The 22,108-nt window shown below is 73.1% G+C and carries 24 protein-coding genes and 1 pseudogene; 16 read left to right on the top strand and 9 right to left on the bottom strand.

The genetic code is table 11. The features are described 5' to 3' along the window. Window positions 1-34 precede the first annotated feature (34 nt). The 3 genes from B4N89_RS29620 to B4N89_RS29610 all read left to right on the top strand — a co-directional run bounded on the left by B4N89_RS29620 (window position 35) and on the right by B4N89_RS29610 (window position 2,578). Window positions 35-619: a GNAT family N-acetyltransferase gene (locus B4N89_RS29620; RefSeq protein ID WP_414646400.1), complete on the top strand. Its 585-nt coding sequence runs from the start codon at window positions 35-37 to the stop codon at window positions 617-619. 86 nt (window positions 620-705) lie between these two features. Then, window positions 706-1,713 (top strand): acyltransferase domain-containing protein, encoded by a 1,008-nt coding sequence (locus B4N89_RS29615; protein WP_201260934.1) that lies wholly within the window; start codon window positions 706-708, stop codon window positions 1,711-1,713. A 61-nt stretch (window positions 1,714-1,774) separates the two neighbouring features. Then, window positions 1,775-2,578: an APH(3') family aminoglycoside O-phosphotransferase gene (locus B4N89_RS29610; protein ID WP_078978824.1), complete on the top strand. Its 804-nt coding sequence runs from the start codon at window positions 1,775-1,777 to the stop codon at window positions 2,576-2,578. Between the two features lie 138 nt (window positions 2,579-2,716). Here the strand turns inward: B4N89_RS29610 and B4N89_RS29605 are convergent, their stop codons facing one another. After that, window positions 2,717-3,349 carry a TetR/AcrR family transcriptional regulator gene (locus tag B4N89_RS29605; RefSeq protein ID WP_078978823.1) on the bottom strand — a complete coding sequence of 211 codons (633 nt, stop codon included), beginning with the start codon at window positions 3,347-3,349 and terminating at the stop codon, window positions 2,717-2,719. 131 nt (window positions 3,350-3,480) lie between these two features. Between B4N89_RS29605 and B4N89_RS29600 the strand changes: the two genes are divergently transcribed. The 5 genes from B4N89_RS29600 to B4N89_RS29580 all read left to right on the top strand — a co-directional run bounded on the left by B4N89_RS29600 (window position 3,481) and on the right by B4N89_RS29580 (window position 7,505). Beyond that, window positions 3,481-4,374, top strand: a complete 894-nt coding sequence (locus B4N89_RS29600; protein WP_078978822.1) for a virginiamycin B lyase family protein — start codon at window positions 3,481-3,483, stop codon at window positions 4,372-4,374. 235 nt (window positions 4,375-4,609) lie between these two features. Further along, window positions 4,610-4,789 carry a hypothetical protein gene (locus tag B4N89_RS29595; protein ID WP_078978821.1) on the top strand — a complete coding sequence of 60 codons (180 nt, stop codon included), beginning with the start codon at window positions 4,610-4,612 and terminating at the stop codon, window positions 4,787-4,789. A 42-nt stretch (window positions 4,790-4,831) separates the two neighbouring features. Continuing rightward, a complete protein-coding gene (locus B4N89_RS29590) occupies window positions 4,832-5,581 on the top strand; it encodes a hypothetical protein (protein WP_078978820.1) in 750 nt (249 codons plus the stop codon). After that, window positions 5,578-6,507: a DUF6895 family protein gene (locus B4N89_RS29585; RefSeq protein ID WP_078978819.1), complete on the top strand. Its 930-nt coding sequence runs from the start codon at window positions 5,578-5,580 to the stop codon at window positions 6,505-6,507. Before B4N89_RS29590 ends, B4N89_RS29585 begins: the two co-directional genes overlap by 4 nt. Beyond that, on the top strand, window positions 6,504-7,505 hold the full coding sequence (locus B4N89_RS29580) for a serine hydrolase domain-containing protein (RefSeq protein ID WP_078978818.1): 1,002 nt from the start codon (window positions 6,504-6,506) through the stop codon (window positions 7,503-7,505). The genes B4N89_RS29585 and B4N89_RS29580 overlap by 4 nt, the downstream gene beginning before the upstream one ends. 56 nt (window positions 7,506-7,561) lie before the next feature. Here B4N89_RS29580 and B4N89_RS29575 read toward each other — a convergent pair whose 3' ends face one another. Both B4N89_RS29575 and B4N89_RS29570 read right to left on the bottom strand, forming a co-directional pair. Further along, window positions 7,562-9,247 carry a dihydroxyacetone kinase family protein gene (locus tag B4N89_RS29575; protein ID WP_078978817.1) on the bottom strand — a complete coding sequence of 562 codons (1,686 nt, stop codon included), beginning with the start codon at window positions 9,245-9,247 and terminating at the stop codon, window positions 7,562-7,564. Window positions 9,248-9,462: 215 nt separating this feature from the next. Next, window positions 9,463-9,807: a S26 family signal peptidase gene (locus B4N89_RS29570; RefSeq protein WP_235618846.1), complete on the bottom strand. Its 345-nt coding sequence runs from the start codon at window positions 9,805-9,807 to the stop codon at window positions 9,463-9,465. A 119-nt stretch (window positions 9,808-9,926) separates the two neighbouring features. Between B4N89_RS29570 and B4N89_RS29565 the strand changes: the two genes are divergently transcribed. Continuing rightward, window positions 9,927-10,397 (top strand): hypothetical protein, encoded by a 471-nt coding sequence (locus tag B4N89_RS29565; RefSeq protein ID WP_078978815.1) that lies wholly within the window; start codon window positions 9,927-9,929, stop codon window positions 10,395-10,397. Between the two features lie 37 nt (window positions 10,398-10,434). Here B4N89_RS29565 and B4N89_RS29560 read toward each other — a convergent pair whose 3' ends face one another. Next, window positions 10,435-11,238, bottom strand: coding sequence for a hypothetical protein (locus B4N89_RS29560; protein WP_078978814.1), 804 nt, complete (start codon window positions 11,236-11,238; stop codon window positions 10,435-10,437). A gap of 78 nt (window positions 11,239-11,316) precedes the next feature. Here B4N89_RS29560 and B4N89_RS29555 point away from each other — a divergent pair, with 78 nt between their 5' ends. From B4N89_RS29555 to B4N89_RS29535, 5 genes are all read left to right on the top strand, one after another. Beyond that, window positions 11,317-12,258 carry a hypothetical protein gene (locus tag B4N89_RS29555; RefSeq protein WP_078978813.1) on the top strand — a complete coding sequence of 314 codons (942 nt, stop codon included), beginning with the start codon at window positions 11,317-11,319 and terminating at the stop codon, window positions 12,256-12,258. Beyond that, on the top strand, window positions 12,255-12,518 hold the full coding sequence (locus B4N89_RS29550) for a hypothetical protein (RefSeq protein ID WP_143658126.1): 264 nt from the start codon (window positions 12,255-12,257) through the stop codon (window positions 12,516-12,518). Before B4N89_RS29555 ends, B4N89_RS29550 begins: the two co-directional genes overlap by 4 nt. Window positions 12,519-12,528: 10 nt before the next feature. Continuing rightward, window positions 12,529-12,894, top strand: a complete 366-nt coding sequence (locus B4N89_RS29545; protein ID WP_161500856.1) for a hypothetical protein — start codon at window positions 12,529-12,531, stop codon at window positions 12,892-12,894. Window positions 12,895-13,003: 109 nt separating this feature from the next. Beyond that, the gene (locus B4N89_RS29540; RefSeq protein WP_078979727.1) at window positions 13,004-13,600 is read left to right on the top strand and encodes a LysE family translocator; all 597 of its coding nucleotides are present in this window, start codon (window positions 13,004-13,006) and stop codon (window positions 13,598-13,600) included. A 28-nt stretch (window positions 13,601-13,628) separates the two neighbouring features. Next, window positions 13,629-15,056, top strand: a complete 1,428-nt coding sequence (locus B4N89_RS29535; RefSeq protein WP_078978810.1) for an amidase — start codon at window positions 13,629-13,631, stop codon at window positions 15,054-15,056. Window positions 15,057-15,059: 3 nt separating this feature from the next. On the opposite strand, the gene B4N89_RS29530 is transcribed toward B4N89_RS29535, so the two are convergent. Then, on the bottom strand, window positions 15,060-15,755 hold the full coding sequence (locus B4N89_RS29530) for an MOSC domain-containing protein (protein ID WP_078978809.1): 696 nt from the start codon (window positions 15,753-15,755) through the stop codon (window positions 15,060-15,062). A 186-nt stretch (window positions 15,756-15,941) separates the two neighbouring features. Here B4N89_RS29530 and B4N89_RS50050 point away from each other — a divergent pair, with 186 nt between their 5' ends. Beyond that, a complete protein-coding gene (locus B4N89_RS50050) occupies window positions 15,942-16,097 on the top strand; it encodes a hypothetical protein (RefSeq protein WP_161500855.1) in 156 nt (51 codons plus the stop codon). A gap of 137 nt (window positions 16,098-16,234) precedes the next feature. On the opposite strand, the gene B4N89_RS29525 is transcribed toward B4N89_RS50050, so the two are convergent. Together B4N89_RS29525 and B4N89_RS29520 are read right to left on the bottom strand one after the other, a co-directional pair. Beyond that, entirely contained in the window at window positions 16,235-16,612 is a 378-nt protein-coding gene (locus B4N89_RS29525; RefSeq protein ID WP_078978808.1) for a VOC family protein, read from the bottom strand. A gap of 104 nt (window positions 16,613-16,716) precedes the next feature. Beyond that, window positions 16,717-17,730, bottom strand: coding sequence for a zinc-dependent alcohol dehydrogenase family protein (locus B4N89_RS29520; RefSeq protein WP_078978807.1), 1,014 nt, complete (start codon window positions 17,728-17,730; stop codon window positions 16,717-16,719). Window positions 17,731-17,876: 146 nt separating this feature from the next. On the opposite strand from B4N89_RS29520, the pseudogene B4N89_RS29515 reads away from it, so the two are divergent. Next, window positions 17,877-18,676 (top strand): annotated as a pseudogene (locus tag B4N89_RS29515) (helix-turn-helix domain-containing protein). A gap of 108 nt (window positions 18,677-18,784) precedes the next feature. Here the strand turns inward: B4N89_RS29515 and B4N89_RS29510 are convergent. After that, the gene (locus B4N89_RS29510) at window positions 18,785-19,762 is read right to left on the bottom strand and encodes a ribonucleotide-diphosphate reductase subunit beta (protein ID WP_078978806.1); all 978 of its coding nucleotides are present in this window, start codon (window positions 19,760-19,762) and stop codon (window positions 18,785-18,787) included. 17 nt (window positions 19,763-19,779) lie between these two features. After that, window positions 19,780-22,098 carry a ribonucleoside-diphosphate reductase subunit alpha gene (locus tag B4N89_RS29505; RefSeq protein WP_235618995.1) on the bottom strand — a complete coding sequence of 773 codons (2,319 nt, stop codon included), beginning with the start codon at window positions 22,096-22,098 and terminating at the stop codon, window positions 19,780-19,782. Window positions 22,099-22,108 lie beyond the last annotated feature (10 nt).

Genomic DNA, 22,108 nt, shown 5'->3' with positions numbered 1-22,108 from the left:
CCGTACTCGGCGCCGACTCAATAGCCTTGTCCGCGTGACGCCGAACCCGAAACCGAACCAGGCCGCGCGCACCGACCCGGCCCCGGACCCCCGACCCGTCGTGCTGCGCGGAGCCGAGGCCGCCGCGTCCGCGGTCGAGCCGCTGCGGGCGATCCTGACCGAGTTGATCCGCGACGGCGCCGCACTCGGCTGGGTGGATCCGCCGGACCTCGTCGAGGTGGGCGACCTGCTCACCGGCCTCGCCGAGGCGCAGCGCTCGGGCGACGCCGCGCTGCGGTTCGCGTACGCGGGCGAGGAACTGCTCGGCTTCGGCTACTGGCGGCGCTACACCCGGCCGACCCACCGGCCCAACGCCGACCTGGAGAAGCTCGCGGTGGCGCTGCCCGCGCACGGTCGCGGCATCGGCCGGCTGCTCACCGAGGCGTTGCTCGACGACGCGCGGGCCGCGGCGGTGGAGATCCTCACCCTCGACGCCCGGGGCGACAACGTCGGCGCGCTGCGGCTGTACCGCTCGCTCGGCTTCGTCGAGTACGGCCGGCTGCACGACTTCGTCGCGGTCGGCGCGCGCCGCTACGACAAGTACTTCTACTCGATCGACCTGCGCGCCTCCGTCGCGTGATCGGCCGCCGGCGGGGCCGCCGGGCCGAGGGCGGCGCGGAGCCGGGTCGCCCGCATCCGCAACTCCCAACCGCCACGCCCACGACGGTGCCGGACACCGCGGCGCTGCTGCGCGCGGACGAGCCGGTGGCGGCCTGGGTGGCGGAATTGACCGAGGCCGAGGCCGGGGCCGACGCCCGCGTCGAGGTCGGATTGCCCGCCGGCGACCGGCTCGCCGCAGTGCTCCTGGACCTGTCCGTCCCGCACGAGGACGTCAACGAACTGCTCTCCACCCGGTCCGCGCTGCTCGCCGATCCCGTGCTGCGCGAGCTGTTCGAGCGGGCCGTCCGGGTGCTGGTGGCCGACCTGGGAACACCGACGCGGCGCCGCCCCGTCCCCCCGCTGCCGGCCGCGGCGGGCGGGGCGGGGCGGTGGTTCCACGTGTACGTGTACGTCGCCGCGCTCCCGCACGTACTGGCCCACCACCGCGCGCTCGGCATCCCGCCCGAGGTGTCCCGCCGCACCCTCGCCGACCTGGGCCGGCACCTGGCGCTGCATCGGCGCAGGCACGGCTCCGGCGGGCTGAGCGCGCGGCACTGGCCCGGCTACCACTTCCGCGGCGAGCTGTACCAGCTCGGCCGGCTCCAGTTCCAGCGCTCGACGATGCGCGATCGGGCGGCGGCGAGCGCCACGGCGTTCGGGCTCGACCACGGGCCCGACGACCCCGCGCTGGAGTTGCACATCCCGGATTTCCTCGGCCCGATGTCACCGGCGGCGTGCGACGAGTCGCTGGACCTCGCCCGCGCGTTCTTCCCGCGCCACTACCCGGAGGAGCGCTACGCGGTCGCGGTGTGCGGTTCGTGGCTGCTCGACCCGCAGTTGCGCGAGTACCTGCCGCCCGAGTCCAACATCATCCGCTTCCAGCGCCGCTTCCACCTGTACTCCGACCCGACCGGACCGCGCCCGGAGGACACCGCGCCGATCGGCTTCGTCTTCGGCGACCCCGGCCTGCCCGTCCCGTCCCTGCCCCGGGACACGTCCCTGCAACGCGCGATCGGCGACCACCTGCGCGCCGGCCGACACTGGCATGTACGCACCGGCTGGTTCGAGCTGTGACCCCGTCGCGTCCGGAAAAATCCGCCGGCGGGCGACCCGCCGTCCGGGTGAGGATGCCGGGATGAGGGACGATCTTCGACGTCGCTTCGCGGCGTACACCCGGGAACCGGTCACCGACGGCATGTCCGGAGCGGGGGTGTACCGACTGCGCGGCCGCGGCGGCGAGGAGCTGTATCTCAAGATCGGCACACCCAACGAGCACCCGGATTCCGGTTTCCACATCTCCGCCGAGGCGGCCCGGGGCATCTGGGCGGCGAAACAGGGGCTGCCGGTCGCCGAGATCCTGGACCACGAGGTGGACGACGCCGGCGGCTGGCTGCTCACCCGGGCCGTGGCCGGACGCTCGGCCGCCGACCGGTGGCCGGCCGAGCGGCGCGACGCGGTCGTGGACGCGCTCGCCGACCTGGCCCGCGACCTGCACCGACTGCCCGTCGCCGACTGCCCGTTCGACCGCACACTCGCGGTCACGGTGCCCGCGGCCGAGCAGGCGATCGCGGCCGGCCTGGTCGATCTCGACGACCTGGACGAGGATCGGGCGGGCCACACGGGCGCCGAACTCCTCGCCGAGTTGCTCGCGACCGTCCCGCCCACCGAAGACCTCGTGGTCGGCCACGGCGACTACTGCCCGCCCAATGTGCTCCTCGACCCGGACACCGCGCGGGTGACCGGCCTGATCGACCTCGGCCGCCTGGGCCGCACCGACCGCCACGCCGACCCGGCCCTGCTCACCCGCAGCCTCCTCGACGACGACCACGGCCAATACTCCGCCGAACACGCGGCCCGCTTCCTGGCCCGCTACGACCCCGAGGACACCCTCGCCCCACAACGGTTGCGGTTCTACCGCCTACTCGACGAATTCTGCTGACCCCCACTCACCCATCACCACCCACCAAAAACAACCCACCAACCCGAGGCAGCCGTCGGCCCATCTCCACGTCGTCGGTAACGAGCCGAGAAGCGCGGCGCGCCCGACCCCTCGACACCCTGACCGCCGGAGCCGACATCAGGTGGAGTCGTCGGATGCGCCGGCCGGGTCGTCGTGGACGAAGACGCCGGCGCGGGCCGCTGTCTCCGCTGCGTCGGCCGCGCGTCGTGCCTGGCCGGTGTCGACCGGCTCGTGCGTGATGAACAGCCGGTAGTACAGCGCGCCGACGGCCGCGCGCACCACCTCGCCCGCATCGGTGCCCACCGGCAACTCCCCGCGCGCGACCGCCCGTTGCACCACCACCTCGGCCTGGGCGAGCCGACCGACCAAAAAGCCGTGCAGCGCGGCGCCCGTGGTCGGATCCCGCACCGCCGCCCCCACGAGGGCCCGGGCGATCGGCCCGCGCGCGGGGTCCTCGAAACCCGACACCACCATCGCGGTGATCGCCCGCAGATCGTCGCGGAGCACGCCGGTGTCGGGCAGCGGCCACGGCTCCTCCGCCGCGAGGTCGAGCGCGTCGGCGGCCAACCCGGCCGCGTTGCGCCAGCGCCGGTACACCGTCGTCTTGTGCACCCCCGAGCGCACCGCCACCGCCTCCACGGTCAGCCCGTCGAAGCCCTTGTCCGCCAACTCGGCCAGCGTCGCCCGCCGCACCGCGTCCCGGGTCCGCGCGGTGCGCCCCCCGGGCCGCGCCTCACCCCTACCACTCACCCGACATCCCAAAAGCAACCCGGTTGCATTAGCAAGCCTCCGTCCGTCATACTCATCTTAACGCAACAAGTTGCATTTACCCGCTCGCAAGACACCCCCGCCCGCGTCGCACCGAACGAGAGAAGGCCCGGATGACCACCCCCGCCGCGATCACCGGACTCCCGGTCGCCGACCGCGAGTCCGGCCCGTACTCGATCGCCGTCGGCCCGGACGGCGCCCTGTGGTTCACCCTGGTGCACGCCGGTCGCATCGGCCGCCTGGACCCCGCCGGCGGGCAGACCACGATCCACGATCTCGGCGACCCGGCCTGCGGCCCGACCGTGCTCGTCACGGGCCCCGACGACGCGCTGTGGTTCACCCAGTACAGGGCCCACCGCATCGGCCGGATCGACCCGACCGGCGCGGTGACCCACTTCGACCTGCCCACCGCCGATTCCGGGCCCTACGGGATCACCCGCGGCCCCGACGGGGCGATGTGGTTCACCGAGACCGCCGCGAACCGCATCGCCCGGATCGATCCGGGCGGCGCGGTCACCACGTTCGACCTGCCGATCCCGGCCGCGTTCCCGTCGGCGATCACTCCCGGCGCCGACGGCGCGCTGTGGTTCACCCTCAACGCCGCGAACGCGCTCGGCCGGATCACCACGACCGGCGCGGTGACCGTATACCCGCTGCCCACCCCGGGCGCGGCCCCGGTCGGAATCGCGGCCGGCCCCGACGGCTCGGTGTGGTTCACCGAGATCGGCGCGGGCGCGATCGGTCGCCGCACGGTGTCCGGCGAGTTCACCGAATTCCCGCTGCCGGACCGGGAGTCTCGCCCGCACGCGGTGGCGCTGGACGCCGCCGGCCACTGCTGGTTCACCGAATGGGCCGCGAACCGGGTCGGCCGCCTCACCGCGAAGGGCACTCTGACGGAGTACGACTTGCCCGGAGCCGCCGCCGAACCGCACGGCCTCGCCCAGGGCCCCGACGGCGCGATCTGGGTCGCCCTGGAGACCGGCAGCCTGGCCCGCATCGAGCCCTGAGTTCCCCGAAAACCGCTGGTGGGCCCCGATTCGCCGACCCGATCCGCCGCCGCCTCTCGAATCCGGCCCGACGGCGGACACTCCCCCACGCACCCCCGTACGCACCCGCGCACCCCAAACAAACGGCGACCGACACCAATCATCAAATGGTGCAAAGCCGGACAAAAAGTGCCTATGGTCGAAGACACGGGGCATCGCCGAGCCCGGCGATGAGGTCACCACGAGGGAGCACCCGATGCTTACTCAGCACGTTCGTCAGTCCACGCCGGTTCACGCCGGTACCGTCGCGACGCTCATGATCGAGCAGGAGACGACCATCAGCGACGCTCCTCTGTTCGTGCCGGAGGACTTCGGCAGCGTCGGCCTGCTGCTGGCCGGCTTGCTCCTGTCCCCGAAGCCCCCGAAGGAGCGGTGACCCGGACGAATCGTCCGTGACACCACCGGTTCCGACGGAAAGTTGAACACCACCATGCCCTTCGCCGGCACCTCGCCTCACGAGGACTACACGGCGGCGGTCGAGCGAGTGGCAGGCCAGGCCCTCGGCGTCCTCATGGACGCCGGGGGCGCGGTCGTCCCCGCCGGATTCGCCGCCGCCGACCTGCACACCGCACAAACCCTCGACCCCGACGCCGACCTGCCCGGCCTGCGGGTCCTGGGCTCCGACGCGCTCGCCCCCCACATCCTGTGCGGCACCCCCGTCCCGACCGATCGGGCCGAGGCCGCCGCCAGGGCGTTCGCCGTGTTCCCGCCCGACGCGGTGGGCGCTACGCCCGACACCGCCTGGATCGTCACCTGGCGCGACTGGGCCACCGCCCGCACACTGACCCGCTTCGGCCTGACCGTGGACGTACCCGTCCCCGGCGACGGCGCCCAGGTCGCCGACGCGACGTCCTGGCAGACCTGGTCGGTACGGATGGCCCAACTGTCCTCCCTGGCCCTGCCCGGCCTGGACGGGCCCATCCACACCGCCGCCCGCGAAGGCGTCGAGGCCCTGTCCCGGGGACTGGTGCGGGCGATGTTGCGCCGCGACTACCGCACCGCCGCCCGGATCGCCCGCTGGCTCGCCTGGGTGGCCGCCGACGGCATCCCCGTACCGCTGGACCTCGCGCCGCTGCTGCGCCACGTCCGGCTGTTCGGCGGCGGCAGCACCCGTACCGTGCTCGACACCCGCATCGCCCAACACGTGACCGGGCTGGAGGGCTCATGAACGCCGACGTGCTCAAGACCGCGCACACCATCGGCTCGCGGGCGCTGCGCTGGCTGCACGACAACGCCGAGTTCGGCACCCTGCCCACGCACACCATCGTCGACTTCAACGACCGCGACGGCGCGTACAAACCGCTCGGCGAGACCGCGCTGGCCACCTCCCTGATGTTGCGCGAGGGGGTCGCCGGGCCGAGCGACCTGGCCACCGCACGCAACCTGATCGGCTTCGCGTGGGAGCAGTTCCAGTGCGGGAACTTCCTCTACGAGCGCCAACTCCGGCACCCCCTGATCACCGATCCGCTGGAGACGTACGCGCACTTCGCCCGGGCGGGGCTGCGGCACGAGCCGATGGACCTGTTGCAGGAGCACCTGGCCGACTTGCGCTCGGTACAGGGGATCGAACTGATGCCCAACCGGCGACTCGCGGTGGCCAACGCGAGCCGGGTCGCCGGGTCGAACCGCCGATTCGACTGGACCGCGCTCGCCGCCGACACCTGGTTGGGCCTGACCCCCGAACCGTGGCTGATCGACTGGATGACCGCGTACTGCGTGACCCACACGGTGTTCCACGTCACCGACTGGGGGGCGCATCCCGAACTGCTGCCCGCCGAGATCCAGGACTATCTGCGGCTCTGGTTGCCGGTGTGGGTGGACATCTGGGCCGAGGTGTCGCAGTTCGACCTCGTCGGCGAACTGTTGGCGGTCGACGCGTGTCTGACCGAGCCGGTCTGCGACGCGCGGGGCTGGGACCGGCTCGCGGCGGCACAGCACGAGGACGGACTGCTGCCGCGCGACGCGGACCCGATCGACGAGGACCCGAAGCAGGCGTTCAAGGACCACGAGCACACCGCCGTGGTGGCGATCGTGGCCGGCACCATCACACTGGCGCGCTCCCTGGGGACCACGGCGGCCCCCGTGCCCGCGTGAGCGAGTCGCCCGCACGGTTGTTGGCGCCGCTGTTGCGGACCGTGCCCTCGGCCGGCGCGCTGGTCGTGGGCACGGTCCGGGCGGGCGAGTCGTCGGTGGTGTGCCGGGGGACCGCGGTGGACGCCGACTCCCGGTTCGAACTGGGCTCGGTGACCAAGACGTTCACCGCGCTGCTGCTGGCCGACGCGGTGGCGCGCGGCGAGGCCCGCCTCGACGATCCGCTGATCACCTACCTGCCGCCCGGCGCCCGGCCGCGCTGGTCCTCGGCCGTCACACTGCTGCACCTGGCCACGCACACCTCCGGGCTGCCCCGGCTGCCGCCCGGCACGGTGCGCTCCGCGTTGCCCGCGTGGTACTCGAACCCGTACGCGGGCTACACCGAGCGGCGCCTGTTCGCCCTGCTCGGCCGAACCCGACCGCACGCGCGCCCGGGCACCCGGGTGCTGTACTCCAACCTGGGCGTGGCACTGCTCGGACACGCGCTCGCCCGCGCCGCCGGCATGCCCTATCCGGACCTGGTGGTGGCCCGGCTCGGGGTGCCGCTGGGGTTGACGATGACCACGTGCGACCCGAACGGGCCGCAGCTGACGGGGTATCTGCGCGGTCGGCCCCGGCCGCCGTGGGACATGCCGGGGCTGCCCGCGGCGGGCGCGCTGCGCAGCAGCGGGACGGACGTGACCCGGTATCTGGCCGCGCACCTGGATCCGTCCGGGGTGCGACCCGCCTCGCTCGCCCGCGCGTTGGTGGACGTACGGCGGCCTCGGCTGATCTGCCCCGGCGGCGGGGATCGGCTGTGTCTGGTGTGGAACCTGCGGGTGCGTCGGGGGCACGATCTGATCTTCCACGGCGGCGCGACGCGCGGGTTCACCACGTTCGTGGGCTTCAGCCCGCAGGCCGGGGTCGCACTCGCCGCGCTGGTGAACCGGGCGACGGGGGATCGGGGGCCCTTCATCCAGGTCGCGTACGACACCCTGCGGGCGCTCGCGGACGGGGCCTGACCACACCGGGTGCCGCGGCCGGATCCGGGCCGCGGCACCCGGGCGGCGGCGGTGTCCTACTCGTCCTCCGCGTCCAGGGCGTCGGCGACCGCGCGGAGCCAGATCACCACCGCCTCCGCGCCCGGGTCGACCGTGCCGATCGCCCGGTCGCCGAGGTAGCTGCTGCGGCCCCGGCGGGCGATGTGGGTCGCCGTCTCCTCGGTGCCGGCCGCGGCCGCGTCGATCGCCTCGGCCAGGCTCGCACCGCCGACCAGGGCCTCGCCGGCGGGTACGAGGGCGTCCAGCATGGTGCGGTCGCCGACCCGGGCGCCGCCGAGTTCGCCGATCGCGCGGGCGCCGGCGGCCACGGCCTCGCGCCACCCGCGCGGTGACGGGTCGGCCTCCACCGCGCCCGCCGCGCGCAGCAGGAGCACCGAGTACAGCGGCCCGGAGGTGCCGCCGAGCGCGCGTCGTACGGTGTCGGCGAGCCCGCGCAGCACGGCGGCCGGGTCGCCGCCGCCGTAGCCGGGCAACTCGCGCCGGACGGCCTCGGCGCCGCGCGCCAGGCTGATGCCCAGGTCGCCGTCTCCGACGACCCGGTCCAGCTCGGTCAGGTGCGGCTCGGCCTCGGTCAGCGCCGCGCACGCCGCCTCGACGGCCCGGGTGAGCGGGGTCGGCTCGGTCAGCACGGTGCCGGCGTCGGCGGTGCCGGGAGCGGGCGCCGCCGGCAGCACGGTGACCTCGCCCACCCGGCCCACCACCGGTGTCGGCCAGGCGGGCGCGGAGGTCGCCGCGTCGAGGCGGGCGAGCCGGGCGTCGTCGACCCGGAGCAGGGACAGCGAGACGCCGGCCATCTCCAGGGCGGTCAGGAACGAGCCGCGCCAGGCCCGCTCCAGGATCAGCCCCCGGCCGGCCAGGTCGCGTACGGCGCCGCGCAGCACGATGTCCAGTTCCATGGTCGGGGTGCCGCCGAGGTTGTTGACCAGCAGCGCGACCCGGTCGCCGGCGCCGAGGCCGGTCTCGGTCACGATCCGGTCCAGGAGTTCGGCCACGAACGTGTCCGCGGGGGCGATCTTGGCCCGGCGTACCCCCGCCTCGCCGTGGATGCCCAGGCCCAACTCGACCTCGTCCTCGCCGAGTTCGAAGCCGGGCTGCCCGGCGGCCGGCACCGTGCACGGGCTGAGCGCGACGCCCATCGTGCCGATCGCGCCGGCCGCCGCCTCGGCCTCCGCCCGGACCTCGGCCAGCGTCGCGCCCGCCTCCGCCGCCGCTCCCGCGACCTTGTGCACGAACACGGTGCCGGCGATTCCGCGCCGTCCGGCGGTGTCCTCCCCCGCGGTCAGCGCCACGTCGTCGGCGACCACCACGACCTCGACCGCGATCCCCTCGGCCCGGGCCAACTCGGCGGCGAGGCCGAAGTTGAGCCGGTCGCCGGTGTACGACTTGACCACGAGCAGCACCCCGGCCGGGCCGGCGACGGTGCGGATCGCGGCGAGGATCGTGTCGGTGGCCGGGGAGGTGAACACGTCCCCCGACACGGCGGCGGTCAACATCCCGGGCCCGACGTATCCCGCGTGCGCGGGCTCGTGGCCGGCGCCGCCGCCGGAGATCACCGCGACCCGGCCGCTCCGCGCGTACGCCCGCGCGTCCGCGCGCAACGCGACGTTCGCGCCGTCGAGCAGGGCGATGCCGGGGTTGGCCAGCGCCAGCCCCTCCAACATCTCGGGGACGACATCGCGCGCGGAATTGATCAGCTTCTTCATGGCTGCATCTCTACCTGGCCGCGCCGCGGACGAATCCACCGGGCCACGCCGAATTCCGGCAACCGGACGGGCGGGACACGCGTGTCGATCATCGGGACCGAGGTCCCGGGGCGCGGTGGATCGCCTTCCGGCGGTCGTGCCGCCCGGCCCGTGGCGGGAGTGGTTCCTCCTCAGCACTTCCGCCACGAGCCGGACTCCGGTCGGTGCGGCGGCACTCACCCGTCCGCGGGCACCGGCTCGCGGACCTTGCGGCCGGCACCGGGACGCGGTACGCCGTCCACGGACACACAGATCCCGTAGACGCGGGCATACGAGGTCCAGCCGTTGGTCCGGCCGCGATTGTTGCTGATCTGGACGCGCGAACGGGTGACATCGAGTGCGGAGACCAGGTGCAGGTACATCTTTCCCGCGACCCTGGCCAAGACGATGTCACCGAGAGCGAGACGGGCCGGGTCCACCGGCGCGACGGTCACGAGTTGGCGACTGCGAATAAGCGGGGCCATGGAGGTCCCGCGCGGGCGAAACTCGACGGTGGCGCCGCGCGCCACCTTGGCGGCCATGCTGTCCATCATTCCCATCGCGGAACAGGATGACGGATGAACGCCGAACCGGCCACGGGTTTTTTCCCGCTGGCCGGCCCGACGGTCGAACCCTCGACGACCCACCCGAAAGGCCACGGATGAGCACCCGACCGCACCACTACCGATTCGCCCACGTGGTCTTTCGCTCGATCGCGCTGCGCAACGCCGCCGGGCTGCTCGCCGCGCCGCTCGACGAACTGAACACGCGGACGGCGGACCTGTGGATCGGCGTCGGCGGCGAACTGCCCGAGGAGCAGCGGCTGCCCGTCGACGGACTGGCCCTGTCGCACGTGCCGCTGGGCGCCGGAACCGCCCTGCTGGTGCGCTTCCCGCCCGCGCTGCATCCGCCGGAGGCGCACTTCGCCCTGCTCCTGGGGCCGGATGTGGGGGGCGAGCCGCGCTACTTCGTCCTGGAGGAGAGCCTGGACATGTTCACCCGCGCGCGGGTCACGGTGCTCGGTGCCTGGAACGCGGACACCCATCTCAACCTCGGTCCGGGCCCGGTCGCGGAGGCGGACGCCTTCGTCGCGGCGGTCGGGGCGCGGTTGGGTTCGGGGAGGGCGGGTTAGCGGAGGTCGGGTCGGCCCGGTGTCGCGTTCGCGCGGGTCAGCGGGGCGGGCGGTCGGCGGTGGTCGCGCGCCAGGGGGCGGTGAGCGCGTCCCGGTCCGCGTCCGACATCAGGTGGGGCGCGCCGAGCGCCATCGCGGCGTGCAGCAGCGGGCCCAGCGCGTGCGACCACGGGTGGGCCATCACCTCCTCGCTCTGCCCGTCGTCCTCGTCGTACTCCGTCTCGAACGCCGTCGGGCCGCCGCGATCGCGCGCGGCGGCCCGGACCGCGGCGGACACCGCCAGGAAACCCTTGCCGATCGGCGAATCGGCCGGACCCGCGCCGGGGATGGCGAGCGTGTGGCGGTGGTCGCGGTCGAGGTAGGGCGCGGCGTTCGGCTCACCGGTGAGCCAGCGATTCCAGGCCGCGCCGTAGCGGGCGGCGGCGCCCGGGGTCGAGGCCGCCGCGAGCCGGGCGGCGGCCCGCGGGGTGAGCGCGCGGGCCGCGTCGAGGACGGCCACCACCGCCGCGCCGTGCGGTCCGAACAACGCGGACGCGGGCCACTCGGCGAGCACGTCCACCGTGAACGCCCTGATGTACCGGGCGGGTTGGCGCAGCCCCTCGTTGGCCTGCGTCAGCGCCGCACGCTCGGCGTCCGTCGCGGGCGGGGTCACCGCGACCCGGTACAGCCGGCCCGGCCACCCGCCGACGATCACGCTCGACAACTCCCGGTCGACCACGATGCACGGCGGCGCGAAGTCCGCCTTGGCGACCCGGCGCCCGACGGCCGCGCCGGCCATCGGCCCGGGGCTCGCCTCGCGCACGAAGACGAAGCCTTCCTCGGGAGGGTCGACGCGGATCACCCGCCCAGCGTAGCCCCGGCTTTCGGACCACCGGCCCCATGCCGCCGGCTAGGCTTGCCGCAGACATCAGGGGGGTCTGTGAACAAGGTCGTTTTTGTACACGGCGTCGGCAGGCAGTACCTGAGCGAGGACTCGCTCGCTCGTGACGTGGTGCCCGAACTGCGGGGCGGGACCCGCCTGGCCGGCGGGCCGGTGCCGACGGCCGAGGAGGTCGGGGTCGCGTTCTACGCCGACCTGTTCCGGCCTGCGGGGACGCGGTCGCCGGGGGACGAGCCCTTCGACGCGGCCGACGTGGTGGACGACGACGAGTTCGACCTGCTGATGGCGTGGTGGGCGGAGGCCGCGCGGGTCGATCCGGGTGTGCCGGGCCCGGACTCCGGCGGTACGCGCGGCGCGGTCTGCTCGCGGGCGGTGCGGCCGAAGGCGGTGCGGGCGGCCCTGGACGCGTTGACCGGTGCGCGCTTCCTGACCGGCGTGCCGGACCGGGCGCTGATCGGCGACGTGAAGCAGATGGTCCGCTATCTCACCGACGAGGACATCCGGACGCGGGCCCGGGCCCGGGTCGCGGCGCGGATCACCCCGGAGACCCGGGTGGTGGTGGCCCATTCGCTCGGGTCGGTGGTGGCCTACGAGACGCTGTGCAACACCTCACACCGGGTGGACACGCTGGTCACGCTGGGCTCGCCGCTGGGGATGCGCGCGTTGGTGCACGATCGGCTGCGACCGGCCCCGATCGAGGGCATGGGGTGGTGGCCGCAGGGCCTGCGGGCCTGGACCAACATCGCCGACTCGGGCGATGTCGTCGCCGTGGTGCGCGAGTTGCGGCACACCTTCGGTGAGCGGATGACGGACCTGGTGGTCCACAACGGCAGCCACATGCGCGACGCGACGCGCTACCTGACGGCGCTGGAGACGGGGACGGCGATCGCGGCCGGGTTGCGCGCGGACGAGTCGGACCGATTCGACGCGCGAGCCGAGGCACTGCGGTGGGCGACGGGCGGCACCGGGTCGGGCGAGTGAGCGAACCGCGCCGATATCCGGCCGCGGCCGGCACGCGCCACTGTCGCGAACTCGGCGAACCGCGCGGCGCGCGCCGGGATGTCGGGCGGATCGTGGACCTGTTCGGGGCGATGGGCCACGAGCGGGTGCCGGCCGAGGTGTCCCGCGCCCCGGACACCGACGAGTTCGAGAACGCGCCGGCGACCTGGTGCGCGGCGGGCGGGTTGACGGCGGTTGATGTCGAACCTGGCGGCGATCCTGGCCCAATCGCCGATCCGTGACGTGCTGTCATTGTCGACGCGTGCCATGCCGGGCTCGGCGCGGACGAACTCGTTCGCCGACCGGATCAACCGGGCATTCGTCATGGCGGGGCACGCGCAACGTGCCGCATGCGCGGTCACCGACCCGTCGAACCAGCCCGGGTCCTTCCCGAACCCCGCCTTCGACCCGGCGGCCGCGATCGGGCCGGACGGCCGGGCGGCGGGCGAAGCCTCCGACCCGACCGCGCACCTCGAACCGCGCGGGCGCGGCGTGGAGCATGTCCACGACCCGGGCTCGTATTTCACCCGCCGCGCACACGCCCGGCGGCTCGGGATTGCCGGGGATGGGCTGCGGCCGGGGCAGCCGGGGACAATCCGGTTGCCGGGAAACGCCTGAAGGCGACAGAATTGCGGATCGCAAGTGACAGGCGGCCGGTGGTGCGACAGCGGGGGCACGTGTGATCGAGACAAGCGCGATAGTCGGAGTCAGCGCCGTGGCGCTGGGGATGGTGCTCACTCCCGGGCCCAACATGATGTACGTGACCTCGCGCAGCATCACCCAGGGCCGCCGCGCCGGCATGGTGTCGCTGCTCGGTGTGGCGCTCGGGTTCATGATCTACATGTCGATGGCCAACCTCGGCCTGTCCGCGGTGTTCCTGGTCGTGCCGGAGCTCTACCTCGCGGTCAAGCTGGCCGGTGCCGCCTACCTCGGCTGGCTCGCCTGGCAGGCGCTGCGGCCCGGTGGCGTCTCGGCGTTCTCCCCGCAGGAGTTGGCGCCGGACTCCAACCGGCGGCTGTTCACCATGGGGCTGCTGACCAACCTGCTGAACCCCAAGGCCGCGATCATGTACCTCTCGCTGATCCCGCAGTTCGTCGACCCGAAGGCCGGGCACGTGCTGCTTCAAGGGTTCGTGCTCGGCACCATCCAGATCCTGATCAGTCTGACGGTGAACGGCGTCCTGGTCCTCGCGGCCGGCTCGATCGCGATCTTCCTGACCAAGCGGCCGTCGTGGCTGCGCATCCAGCGCTACGTCATGGGCACCGTGCTCGGCGGCCTCGCGGTCAAGCTGGCCACCGACCGGAGCCACCCCGCCACGGCCTGACCCATCGGCATCCCAGGAGCGGAGCGGTATGCGGCTCGACGAGTACGCCCGGTACGACGCGATCGGCCTGCGTGACCTGATCCGCAGCGGCGAGGTCACCGCGGCCGAGGTCGAGCAGGCCGCTCGGGAGGCGATCGAGGGCGCGAACGCCGAGCTGAACGGGCTCGCGCTGCCCGTGTTCGAGCCGGCCCTCGACCGCTCCCCCGACCCGGACGCGCCGTTCGCCGGCGTGCCGTTCCTGATCAAGGACTCCGGGCCGGTCGCGGCCGATGTCCCCTTCTTCCTGGGCAGCCGCGCGCTGCCCGGGGTGGTCGTGCCGCACGACAGCGAGCTGATGACCCGCTTCCGGGCCGCCGGCCTCGTCACCCTCGGGCTGACCACCGCGCCGGAGATGGCGATCAGCTTCGCGACCGAGTCGGTCAAGTACGGCATCACCCGCAACCCGTGGGATCCGGAGCGCGGCGCCGGCGGCTCCAGCGGCGGCACGGCGGCCCTGGTCGCCGCCGGCGCGGTACCGGTCGCGCACGCCACCGACGGGGCGGGCTCGATCCGTGTCCCCGCCTCGGCCTGCGGGCTGGTCGGGCTCAAGCCCACCCGGGGGCGCACCCCGTGCGGCCCCGACCTGGGCGAGTCGTTCTTCGGGATCTCGTACAACTTCGCGCTCACCCGCACCGTGCGCGACACCGCACATCTGCTCGACGCGGTTTCCGGCCCGGCGCCGGGCGACAAGTACGGCGCGCCCACCCCGTTGCGGCCCTACGCCGCCGAACTCGGCGCCGAAGTACCGTCGTTGCGGATCGGTGTGACCACCCGTGCCTGGTCCGGCGTCCCCGTCGACCCCGAAGCGGCGGGGGCGGCCACGGCGGTCGCCGGGCTGCTGGGCAAACTCGGCCATCGCGTCGACGAGGCGAGCCCGGTGGTCGACTGGGAGAGCCTGCTCGACGGCATGGTGGCGGAGGTGGTGTCGTTCGTCGCCGCCCCGCTGCTCGGCGCGCCCCGCCCGCCGGACCCGGCCAGGCTGGAGGCGGTCACCCGGCGGATCCTGCACGACGTCCACGCGGTGACCGCGCTCGACCTGATCGCCGCGTTCGACGCGCACAACCGGGTGTCCCGCTCGGTCGGGGCCTTCTTCGCCGATCACGACCTGCTGATCACCCCGACCCTGGGGCAACTCCCGGCGCCGCACGGCACGTTGGACTTCGACGACCCGAAACACTCGGTCCGGGGTTGGCTGGAGACGATCTTCGCCTACGGCCCGTTCACGGCGCTCTTCAACGTCACCGGCCAGCCCGCGATCAGCCTTCCGCTGGGGCACAGCGCCGACGGCCTGCCGATCGGCGTGCAACTGGTCGCCCCGTTCGGCCGCGAGGACACCCTCATTCGGGTCGCCGCGCTGCTCGAACAGGCCCTGCCCTGGCGCGACCGCGTCCCGCCGACGTTCGTCGGTGGGCGGTAGCGGTCACTCGCCGTCGGAGACGAACCGCACCGGGATCACCCCGGTGCGCTTCCGGGCCACCTCGCGCGCCTCGCCCGGCAGTTCCTCGACGTCGATCAGCCGGGGCAGCAGGTCGGGCTCGATGGTCAGCGCCCGAAAGCACACCCCGACCGTGAGGTCGTGGTCGGGCCGGGAGACCACGGTGATCGGATCCCCCGCGCGCACCTCGCCCGATTCGAGCACCCGCAAGTAGGTTCCGGGCAGGGCGCGTTGGGTGAATCGGCGCACCCACCGCCGCTCGTCCAGCCAGTGTGCGAAGGTCGCGCACGGTATGCGCGGGACGGAGACCTCCAACAGCGGACCCGCCGCGCCGCCGACCCGCCAGCGCTCGCCGATCAGGGCCGCCTCCACGTCGAGGTCGGTCGTGGTCAGGTTCTCGCCGAAGCCGCCGTTGGCGAGTTCGCGGCCCAGATCGGCCGCCCACATGTCCAGGTTCTCCCGGGCATAGGCGTATACCGCCTGGTCGTTGCCGCCGTGGTTCTGCCGGTCGTAGATTTCGTCGCCGACCAGTCCGCTGCCCCGGCCGCCGTACTTGGGCCCCGGCGCTCGCACGGCGACCGCGTGGTCGACCGGCCGCTTGTCGATACCGGTCAGATCGACCCCGGCCTTCACCGGGTTGGCGCGCGGGTGGGCCAGGTTCACGGAGAGGACGTGAGACATACCGGCAGGCTACCGGCTCGCCTCCGACGGGCCCCGGCGGGCCGATTCGGCCGTTTTCCCGGGGTGTTCCGGGGGATTCGGCCCGACCGTACCGCGTATCCCGGTCCAGACCGGGGCAAACACCTGTTATCGGCGCCCTCGGGGACGCCGACGCCCGCTTTTCGGGCATCAGGGAGGGACCACGACATGAGTGCGCTGTCGAAGACCGTGAAGAAGATCCAGGGGTACATCCGCCGCAATCCGCGCCAGGTCGAGCAGGGCAAGCGGCACCTGCGCGACCGACTCACCCGCCGTCGCGGCGGCAACAGCGGCCCCGGCAACCCCCCGACCACCTCGGCCTGACCCACCGAGCCGGGGCGAACGCATCGGCCCGCACCCGCGCACCGCTCGCGAACGCCCCGGGCAGTGACCCCTTCCGTGCCCCGCCGACCACCCGGCGGCCCTCCTCCCCGGCACGGACCGATCCCCCGGCCGACCGGTCACCCGATCAACGTCGCCTTCGCCCGGACCACGCAGAACTCGTTGCCCTCCGGGTCGGCGAGCACCGTCCACGACTCGGTGCCGGTCTGGCCGACGTCGACGCGGCGGGCACCGAGCGCGATCAGCCGCTCGATCTCCGCGTCCCGCTCGCCGGGACCGGCGCCGGGGGTCAGGTCGAGGTGCAGTCGGTTCTTGACCGTCTTCACGTCCGTCACCGGCATGAAGCAGATGCCGACGGGCGCTCCCGGCTCGGTGCCGATGACCACCTCGCGCTCGCGTTCGGACAACACCCGCCAACCCAATACTTCGGCCCAAAAACGAGCGAGTCCGGGCAGGTCGTGTGCGTCGATGACGATGTGATGCAGGGAAATGGCCATGCGCGCCATTGTGCGCGCAGCGATCGCCCGGACCAACGGGGTTTCGCCCACCACCGCGCGCCGGCCGGGGCGACCGGGGGCGGCCGTACCCGACGGATCGTCGGTCAGCCGTGGTTCACGACCACGGCGCCCACGAAGCCGCCCTCGGCGTGGTGGCGCAGCGCTTGCGGGATCTCGTCGAAGCCGAACTCGCGGTGGATCGTCGGCCGCGCCTGCCACACGTCCAGCGCGCGGTTCATCGTCTCGAACGCCGCCCGGCTGCCCACCGCGAGCGGACGCAGCACCGCGCCGGCCGTGAAGAAGTCGCCGGGGGACGGCGTGCGACCCGGGGCGTCCGAGCCCAACCAGTGCCCGACGAAGGCGATCTCGCCGCCGAGCGCGGTCGCCGCGAGCGACTGGGACAGGTCCCCCACGACGTCGACGACGCGGTCCACCCCGAGCCCGCCGGTACGCCGCCGCACCTCCTCGCCCCATCGGGGGTGCTGCCGGTAGTCGACCACCTCGTCGGCCCCGAGCGCCCGCAGGTGCTCCGCCTTGTCCGGGCCGGACGTGGTGGCGATCACCCGGGCGCCGGACCGCTTGGCGAACTGCACCGCGAACAACGACACACCCCCGGTGCCGAGGGTGAGCACGGTCTCCCCCGGCATCGGCGCCCGGCCGCCGGTCAGCGCGTTCCACGCCGTCACCGCTGTCAGCGGGAGGGTGGCGGCCTCGGCGAAGGACAGGTGCGCGGGGATGTGCACGAGCGCCCGCTCGTCCGCGAGCGCGAACTCGGTGAACACGCCGTCGCGCGAACTGCCCAGTTGGGCCGCGAGATCCAGGCCGAACGGCCCGTCGATCCAGTCCGGGAAGACGGTGGCGGCGACCCGGTCCCCCGGTGCCACCCGGGTCACCCCGGGCCCGACCGCGACCACCTCGCCGACCCCGGCACAGCCCGGGACGATGTCGGGCGACACGGGCAGCGGATAGTTGCCGGCCAGGACGAGCAGTTCGCGCAGGCTGATCGAGGAGGCCCGGACCCGGACCAGGACCCGACCCGGACCCGGCGCGGGCTCGTCGTGCTCCCGCACGGTGAGTCCGTCGATTCCCGCGCCCGGCCGCAGGTGGTAGCTCTTCATGGTGGTGCCTCTTCCGCGTTGCGTGGACGGTGCGACGATCCCGCCGCTCGGCGGGCCGTGGGGACGATCCTCCGAGCGACCCGCCCGACAGGACAATTCCCGCGAGGGAATTGCCCGGGGTCCCCGCACCTGCCTAGAACTGCCCCATGAGCACGATCACCCACGGCCCGGAATTCCCCGCCGAACTGCGGCGCTGGCGTACCGCTCGGCGGTTGAGCCAACTGGAGCTCGCCGCCCGCGCGGAAACCTCCCAGCGGCATCTGAGCTTCATCGAGAGCGGTCGGTCCCGGCCCGGCCGGACCATGATCATCCGGCTCGCCGAATCCCTCGAACTGTCCCTGCGCGAGCGCAACGCGCTGTTGCACACCGCCGGCTTCGCGCCGGTGTTCCCCGAGTCCGATTGGGACGCCCCGATGATGCGGCCGGTCCAGGAGGCGCTGAGCGCGGTGATCGAGGGCCATCTGCCCTATCCGGCGATGGTGCTGCGGCCGTACGGGCAGATCGTGGCGGCCAACGCGGCGATCGACGTGCTCACCGACGGCGCGGCCCCGGAGCTGCTCGGGCAGCCGATGAACATGTTGCGGCTGATGCTGCATCCGCGGGCATGGCGGCGCGGGTGGAGAACCTGGGCGCGTGGGGCCATCACATCCTGGAGAACATGCGGGCCCGGGCGCTGCGCAGCCCCGATCCGCTGCTCGACACGTTCATCGAGGAGCTGCGCGGCTACGTCCCGAACGCGGAACCGGGCCCCGACCACCTCGGCTTCGCGGTGCCGCTGCGGTTGTGCGACACGGCGAGCGGGGTCGAGTTGCGCCTGCTCACCACGATCACCTCGTTCGCGACGGCGACCGACGTCACCGTGTCCGAACTCCACCTCGAGGCGTTCCTGCCCGCCGACGAGGCGACCGCGACCGCGCTGCGCCGCCGCGCCGCCGAGCGCGCGTGAGCCCTGCGCGGGCCGAGCGGGCCGGCCGCCCCGAAACGCGCGAAACCGCCGTGCCGCCCCGGAATCGGGACGGCACGGCGGTGGTGTACCCGGGCACGCGGACCCGGGTCAGAAGTCCTCGTCGAAGGAGACCGATCCGGTGACCGCGACCTGATAGGCGGACACCCGCCGCTCGAAGAAGTTCGACAACTCCTGCACGTCCTGGAGTTCCATGAAGCCGAACGGGTTCGCCGAGCCGTACACCGGCGCCATGCCCAGCTGGGCGAGCCGCCGGTCGGCCACGTGCTCCAGGTAGGAGCGCATGTCGGCGACGGTCATCCCGGACACCCCGCCCTGGAGCAGGTCCTCGGCGAACGCCGTCTCCGCGTCCACCGCCTCGGCCAGCATCCGCCGAACGTCCTCGGCGAGCTCGTCGTCGAACAGGTCGGGCTCCTCGGCCCGCACCGTCTCGACCACGGAGAACGCGAAGTCCATGTGCGCGGACTCGTCGCGGAAGACCCAGTTGGTGCCCGAGGCGAGGCCGTTGAGCAGCCCGCGCGAGCGCAGGAAGTACACGTAGGCGAAGGCGCCGTAGAAGAACAGCCCTTCGATGCACGCCGCGAAGCAGATCAGGTTGAGCAGGAACTGCCGCCGGTCGTCCCGCGATTCGAGCCGGTCCAGGCCCATCGCCGAGTCGATCCAGCGGAAGCAGAACTCCGCCTTGCGCCGGATCGACGGGATGTGCTCGACCGCGGCGAACGCCTGCTCGCGCTCCTCGTGGTCGGGCATGTAGGTGTCGAGCAGCGTCAGGTAGAACTGCACATGGACGGCCTCTTCGAAGAGCTGCCGCGACAGGTACAGCCGGCCCTCGGGCGAGTTGATGTGCCGGTACAGGTTCAGCACCAGGTTGTTCGCCACGATCGTGTCGCCGGTCGCGAAGAACGCGACCAGGCGCTGCACGAGGTGCCGCTCCGCCGGGCTGAGCTTGTCCAGGTCGGCGAGGTCGCTGTGCAGGTCGACCTCTTCGACCGTCCACGTGTTGCGGATCGCCGCGCGGTACTTCTCGTAGAAGTCCGGGTACTGCATCGGGCGCAGCGTGAGGTTCATTCCGGGATCGAGCAGGCTCACGTGCACGCCTCACATGCTTCGGGGTTCTCCAGCGAGCAGGCGATGACCTCGAGGTCCGAGATCTCCTCGACCGGCGCGGCGGACGCCTGCGCGGGCACGGTCGCCTGCTGGATGCGCGTCGCGGGGCGCGAGCGCAGGTAGTACGTGGTCTTGAGACCGGTGGACCACGCGTAGCGGTACATCGAGGACAGCTTGCCGATGGTCGGGTCGGCCATGAACAGGTTCAGCGACTGCGACTGGTCGATGTACGGCGAGCGGGCCGCCGCCAGGTCGATCAGCGCGCGCTGCGGCAGCTCCCACGCGGTGCGGTACAACTCCCGTACGTCTTCCGGCAGTTCGGCGATGCCCTGGACCGAGCCCTCGGCGCGCTTGATCCGGTCGCGCACCTCGGGGGTCCACAGGCCGCGGGCCTTGAGCTCGCGCACCAGGTAGCCGTTGATCTGCAGGAACTCGCCGGACAGCGTCTCGCGCTTGAACAGGTTGGACACCTGCGGCTCGATGCACTCGTAGGCGCCCGCGATGGAGGCGATGGTCGCGGTCGGCGCGATCGCCACGAGCAGCGAGTTGCGCAGCCCGTGCTCGGCCACGCGGGTGCGCAGCGCGTCCCAGCGCTTGGTCTGCGTCGGGTACACGCCCTCCCACAGGTCCGGCTGGAGCCGGCCGCGCGCCGCGTGCGTCTGGGCGTAGGCCGGGTGCGGGCCGTGTACCTCGGCGAGCGCCGAGGAGGTCTCCAGCGCGGTGAGGTAGATCTCCTCGGAGATGAGCGTGGACAACTCGCGTGCCTCGGCCGAGTCGAACGGCAGGCCGAGCGTGAAGAACACGTCCTGCAGGCCCATCAGTCCCAGGCCCACCGGGCGCCAGCGCGGGTTGGACGCGGCGGCCTGGTCGGTCGGGTAGTAGTTGATGTCGATCACGCGGTCGAGGAAGATCACCGCGGTGCGCACCGTGGCGCGCAGCTTGTCCCAGTCCATGCCCTCGCCGGGGACCACGTGCGCGCCGAGGTTGACCGAGCCGAGGTTGCATACGGCGGTCTCGCCGTCGCTGGTGACCTCCAGGATCTCGGTGCACAGGTTGGACAGGTGCACCACGTTGCCCGGCTCGGCGGCCTGGTTGCAGGTCCGGTTGGCGGCGTCCTTGAAGGTCATCCAGCCGTTGCCGGTCTGCGCGAGGGTGCGCATCATCCGGGCGTACAGGTCGCGGGCGGGCATCTGCCGGACGAACCGGCCGTCGCGCTCGGCGGCTTCGTACACCTTGTCGAACTCGGCGCCCCACAGGTCGGGCAGCTCCGGCAGCTCGTTCGGGTCGAACAGCGACCAGACGCCGTCCTCCTCGACGCGCCGCATGAACAGGTCCGGCACCCAGTTGGCCAGGTTGAGGTTGTGCGCGCGACGCGCGTCCTCGCCGGTGTTCTCGCGCAGTTCGAGGAACTCCAGGATGTCGGGGTGCCAGGTCTCCAGGTACACGCAGGCCGCGCCCTTGCGCCGGCCGCCCTGGTTGACCGCCGCCACCGACGAGTCGAGGGTCTTCAGCCACGGCACGATGCCGTTGGAGTGCCCGTTGGTGCCCCGGATCAGCGAGCCGCGCGAGCGCACCCGCGACCAGGCCACGCCGATGCCGCCGGCGAACTTCGACAGCCGGGCGATCCGCCCGTACATGTCGTAGATCGACTCCAGCTCGTCCTTGGGCGAGTCGAGCAGGTAGCACGAGGACATCTGGGTGTGCACGGTGCCGGAGTTGAACAACGTCGGGGAGCTGGGCAGGTAGGCCAGCGAGGACATCAGCCGGTAGAAGCCGATGGCCTCGCCGGGCTCCTTGGACAGGCCGCACGCCACGCGCAGCAGGAAGTGCTGCGGGGTCTCGACCACCTTGCGCGAGACGGGGTGGCGCAGCAGGTAGCGGTCGTAGACGGTGCGCAGGCCGAAGTACTCGAAGCGGCGGTCGCCGTCGGCGTCGACGGCGGCGTCCAGCTCGGCGGCGTGCGCGGCGACGAACGCCGCGGTCTCCGCGCCGATGACGCCCTCGCGGTGACCGAGCGCGATGCCGGCGCTGAAGGAGGCGACGCCTGCCTCGGCGGCCTCGTCGGCGATCCGGCCGGCCAGCAGGCGCGCGGCGAGCCGCGAGTAGGCGGGCTCCTCGGCGATCAGCTCGGCGGCGGTGCGCACGGCCAGGTCGGCCGCCGCGCCGCGGTCCGCGCCCTCGTTCAGACCCGCGACGACCCGGCGGACGACCCGATCCGGATCGACCTCCGGCAGATCGCGCGCCTGGGTGCGCACCAGGGTGGCAAGGCGGTCCTCGGGGCTCTCGTCGACCCGCATCCGGGTCGCG

It is taken from the genome of Embleya scabrispora (genome assembly GCF_002024165.1).
Lineage (GTDB): Bacteria > Actinomycetota > Actinomycetes > Streptomycetales > Streptomycetaceae > Embleya > Embleya scabrispora_A.
This window is presented reverse-complemented; position numbering and strand designations above follow the sequence as displayed.

Excerpts from the sequence above, each read along its gene's own strand:
- B4N89_RS29570 (WP_235618846.1), bottom strand. The coding sequence starts at position 9,807 with ATGGCCGCCAAGGTGGCGCGCGGCGCCACCGTCGAGTTTCGCCCGCGC.
- B4N89_RS29505 (WP_235618995.1), bottom strand. The coding sequence starts at position 22,098 with ATGCGGGTCGACGAGAGCCCCGAGGACCGCCTTGCCACCCTGGTGCGC.
- B4N89_RS29585 (WP_078978819.1), top strand. The coding sequence starts at position 5,578 with ATGAACGCCGACGTGCTCAAGACCGCGCACACCATCGGCTCGCGGGCG.
- B4N89_RS29565 (WP_078978815.1), top strand. The coding sequence starts at position 9,927 with ATGAGCACCCGACCGCACCACTACCGATTCGCCCACGTGGTCTTTCGC.
- B4N89_RS29525 (WP_078978808.1), bottom strand. The coding sequence starts at position 16,612 with ATGGCCATTTCCCTGCATCACATCGTCATCGACGCACACGACCTGCCC.
- B4N89_RS29575 (WP_078978817.1), bottom strand. The coding sequence starts at position 9,247 with ATGAAGAAGCTGATCAATTCCGCGCGCGATGTCGTCCCCGAGATGTTG.
- B4N89_RS29520 (WP_078978807.1), bottom strand. The coding sequence starts at position 17,730 with ATGAAGAGCTACCACCTGCGGCCGGGCGCGGGAATCGACGGACTCACC.
- B4N89_RS29600 (WP_078978822.1), top strand. The coding sequence starts at position 3,481 with ATGACCACCCCCGCCGCGATCACCGGACTCCCGGTCGCCGACCGCGAG.
- B4N89_RS29540 (WP_078979727.1), top strand. The coding sequence starts at position 13,004 with ATGGTGCTCACTCCCGGGCCCAACATGATGTACGTGACCTCGCGCAGC.
- B4N89_RS29610 (WP_078978824.1), top strand. The coding sequence starts at position 1,775 with ATGAGGGACGATCTTCGACGTCGCTTCGCGGCGTACACCCGGGAACCG.
- B4N89_RS50050 (WP_161500855.1), top strand. The coding sequence starts at position 15,942 with ATGAGTGCGCTGTCGAAGACCGTGAAGAAGATCCAGGGGTACATCCGC.
- B4N89_RS29530 (WP_078978809.1), bottom strand. The coding sequence starts at position 15,755 with ATGTCTCACGTCCTCTCCGTGAACCTGGCCCACCCGCGCGCCAACCCG.
- B4N89_RS29510 (WP_078978806.1), bottom strand. The coding sequence starts at position 19,762 with ATGAACCTCACGCTGCGCCCGATGCAGTACCCGGACTTCTACGAGAAG.
- B4N89_RS29535 (WP_078978810.1), top strand. The coding sequence starts at position 13,629 with ATGCGGCTCGACGAGTACGCCCGGTACGACGCGATCGGCCTGCGTGAC.
- B4N89_RS29595 (WP_078978821.1), top strand. The coding sequence starts at position 4,610 with ATGCTTACTCAGCACGTTCGTCAGTCCACGCCGGTTCACGCCGGTACC.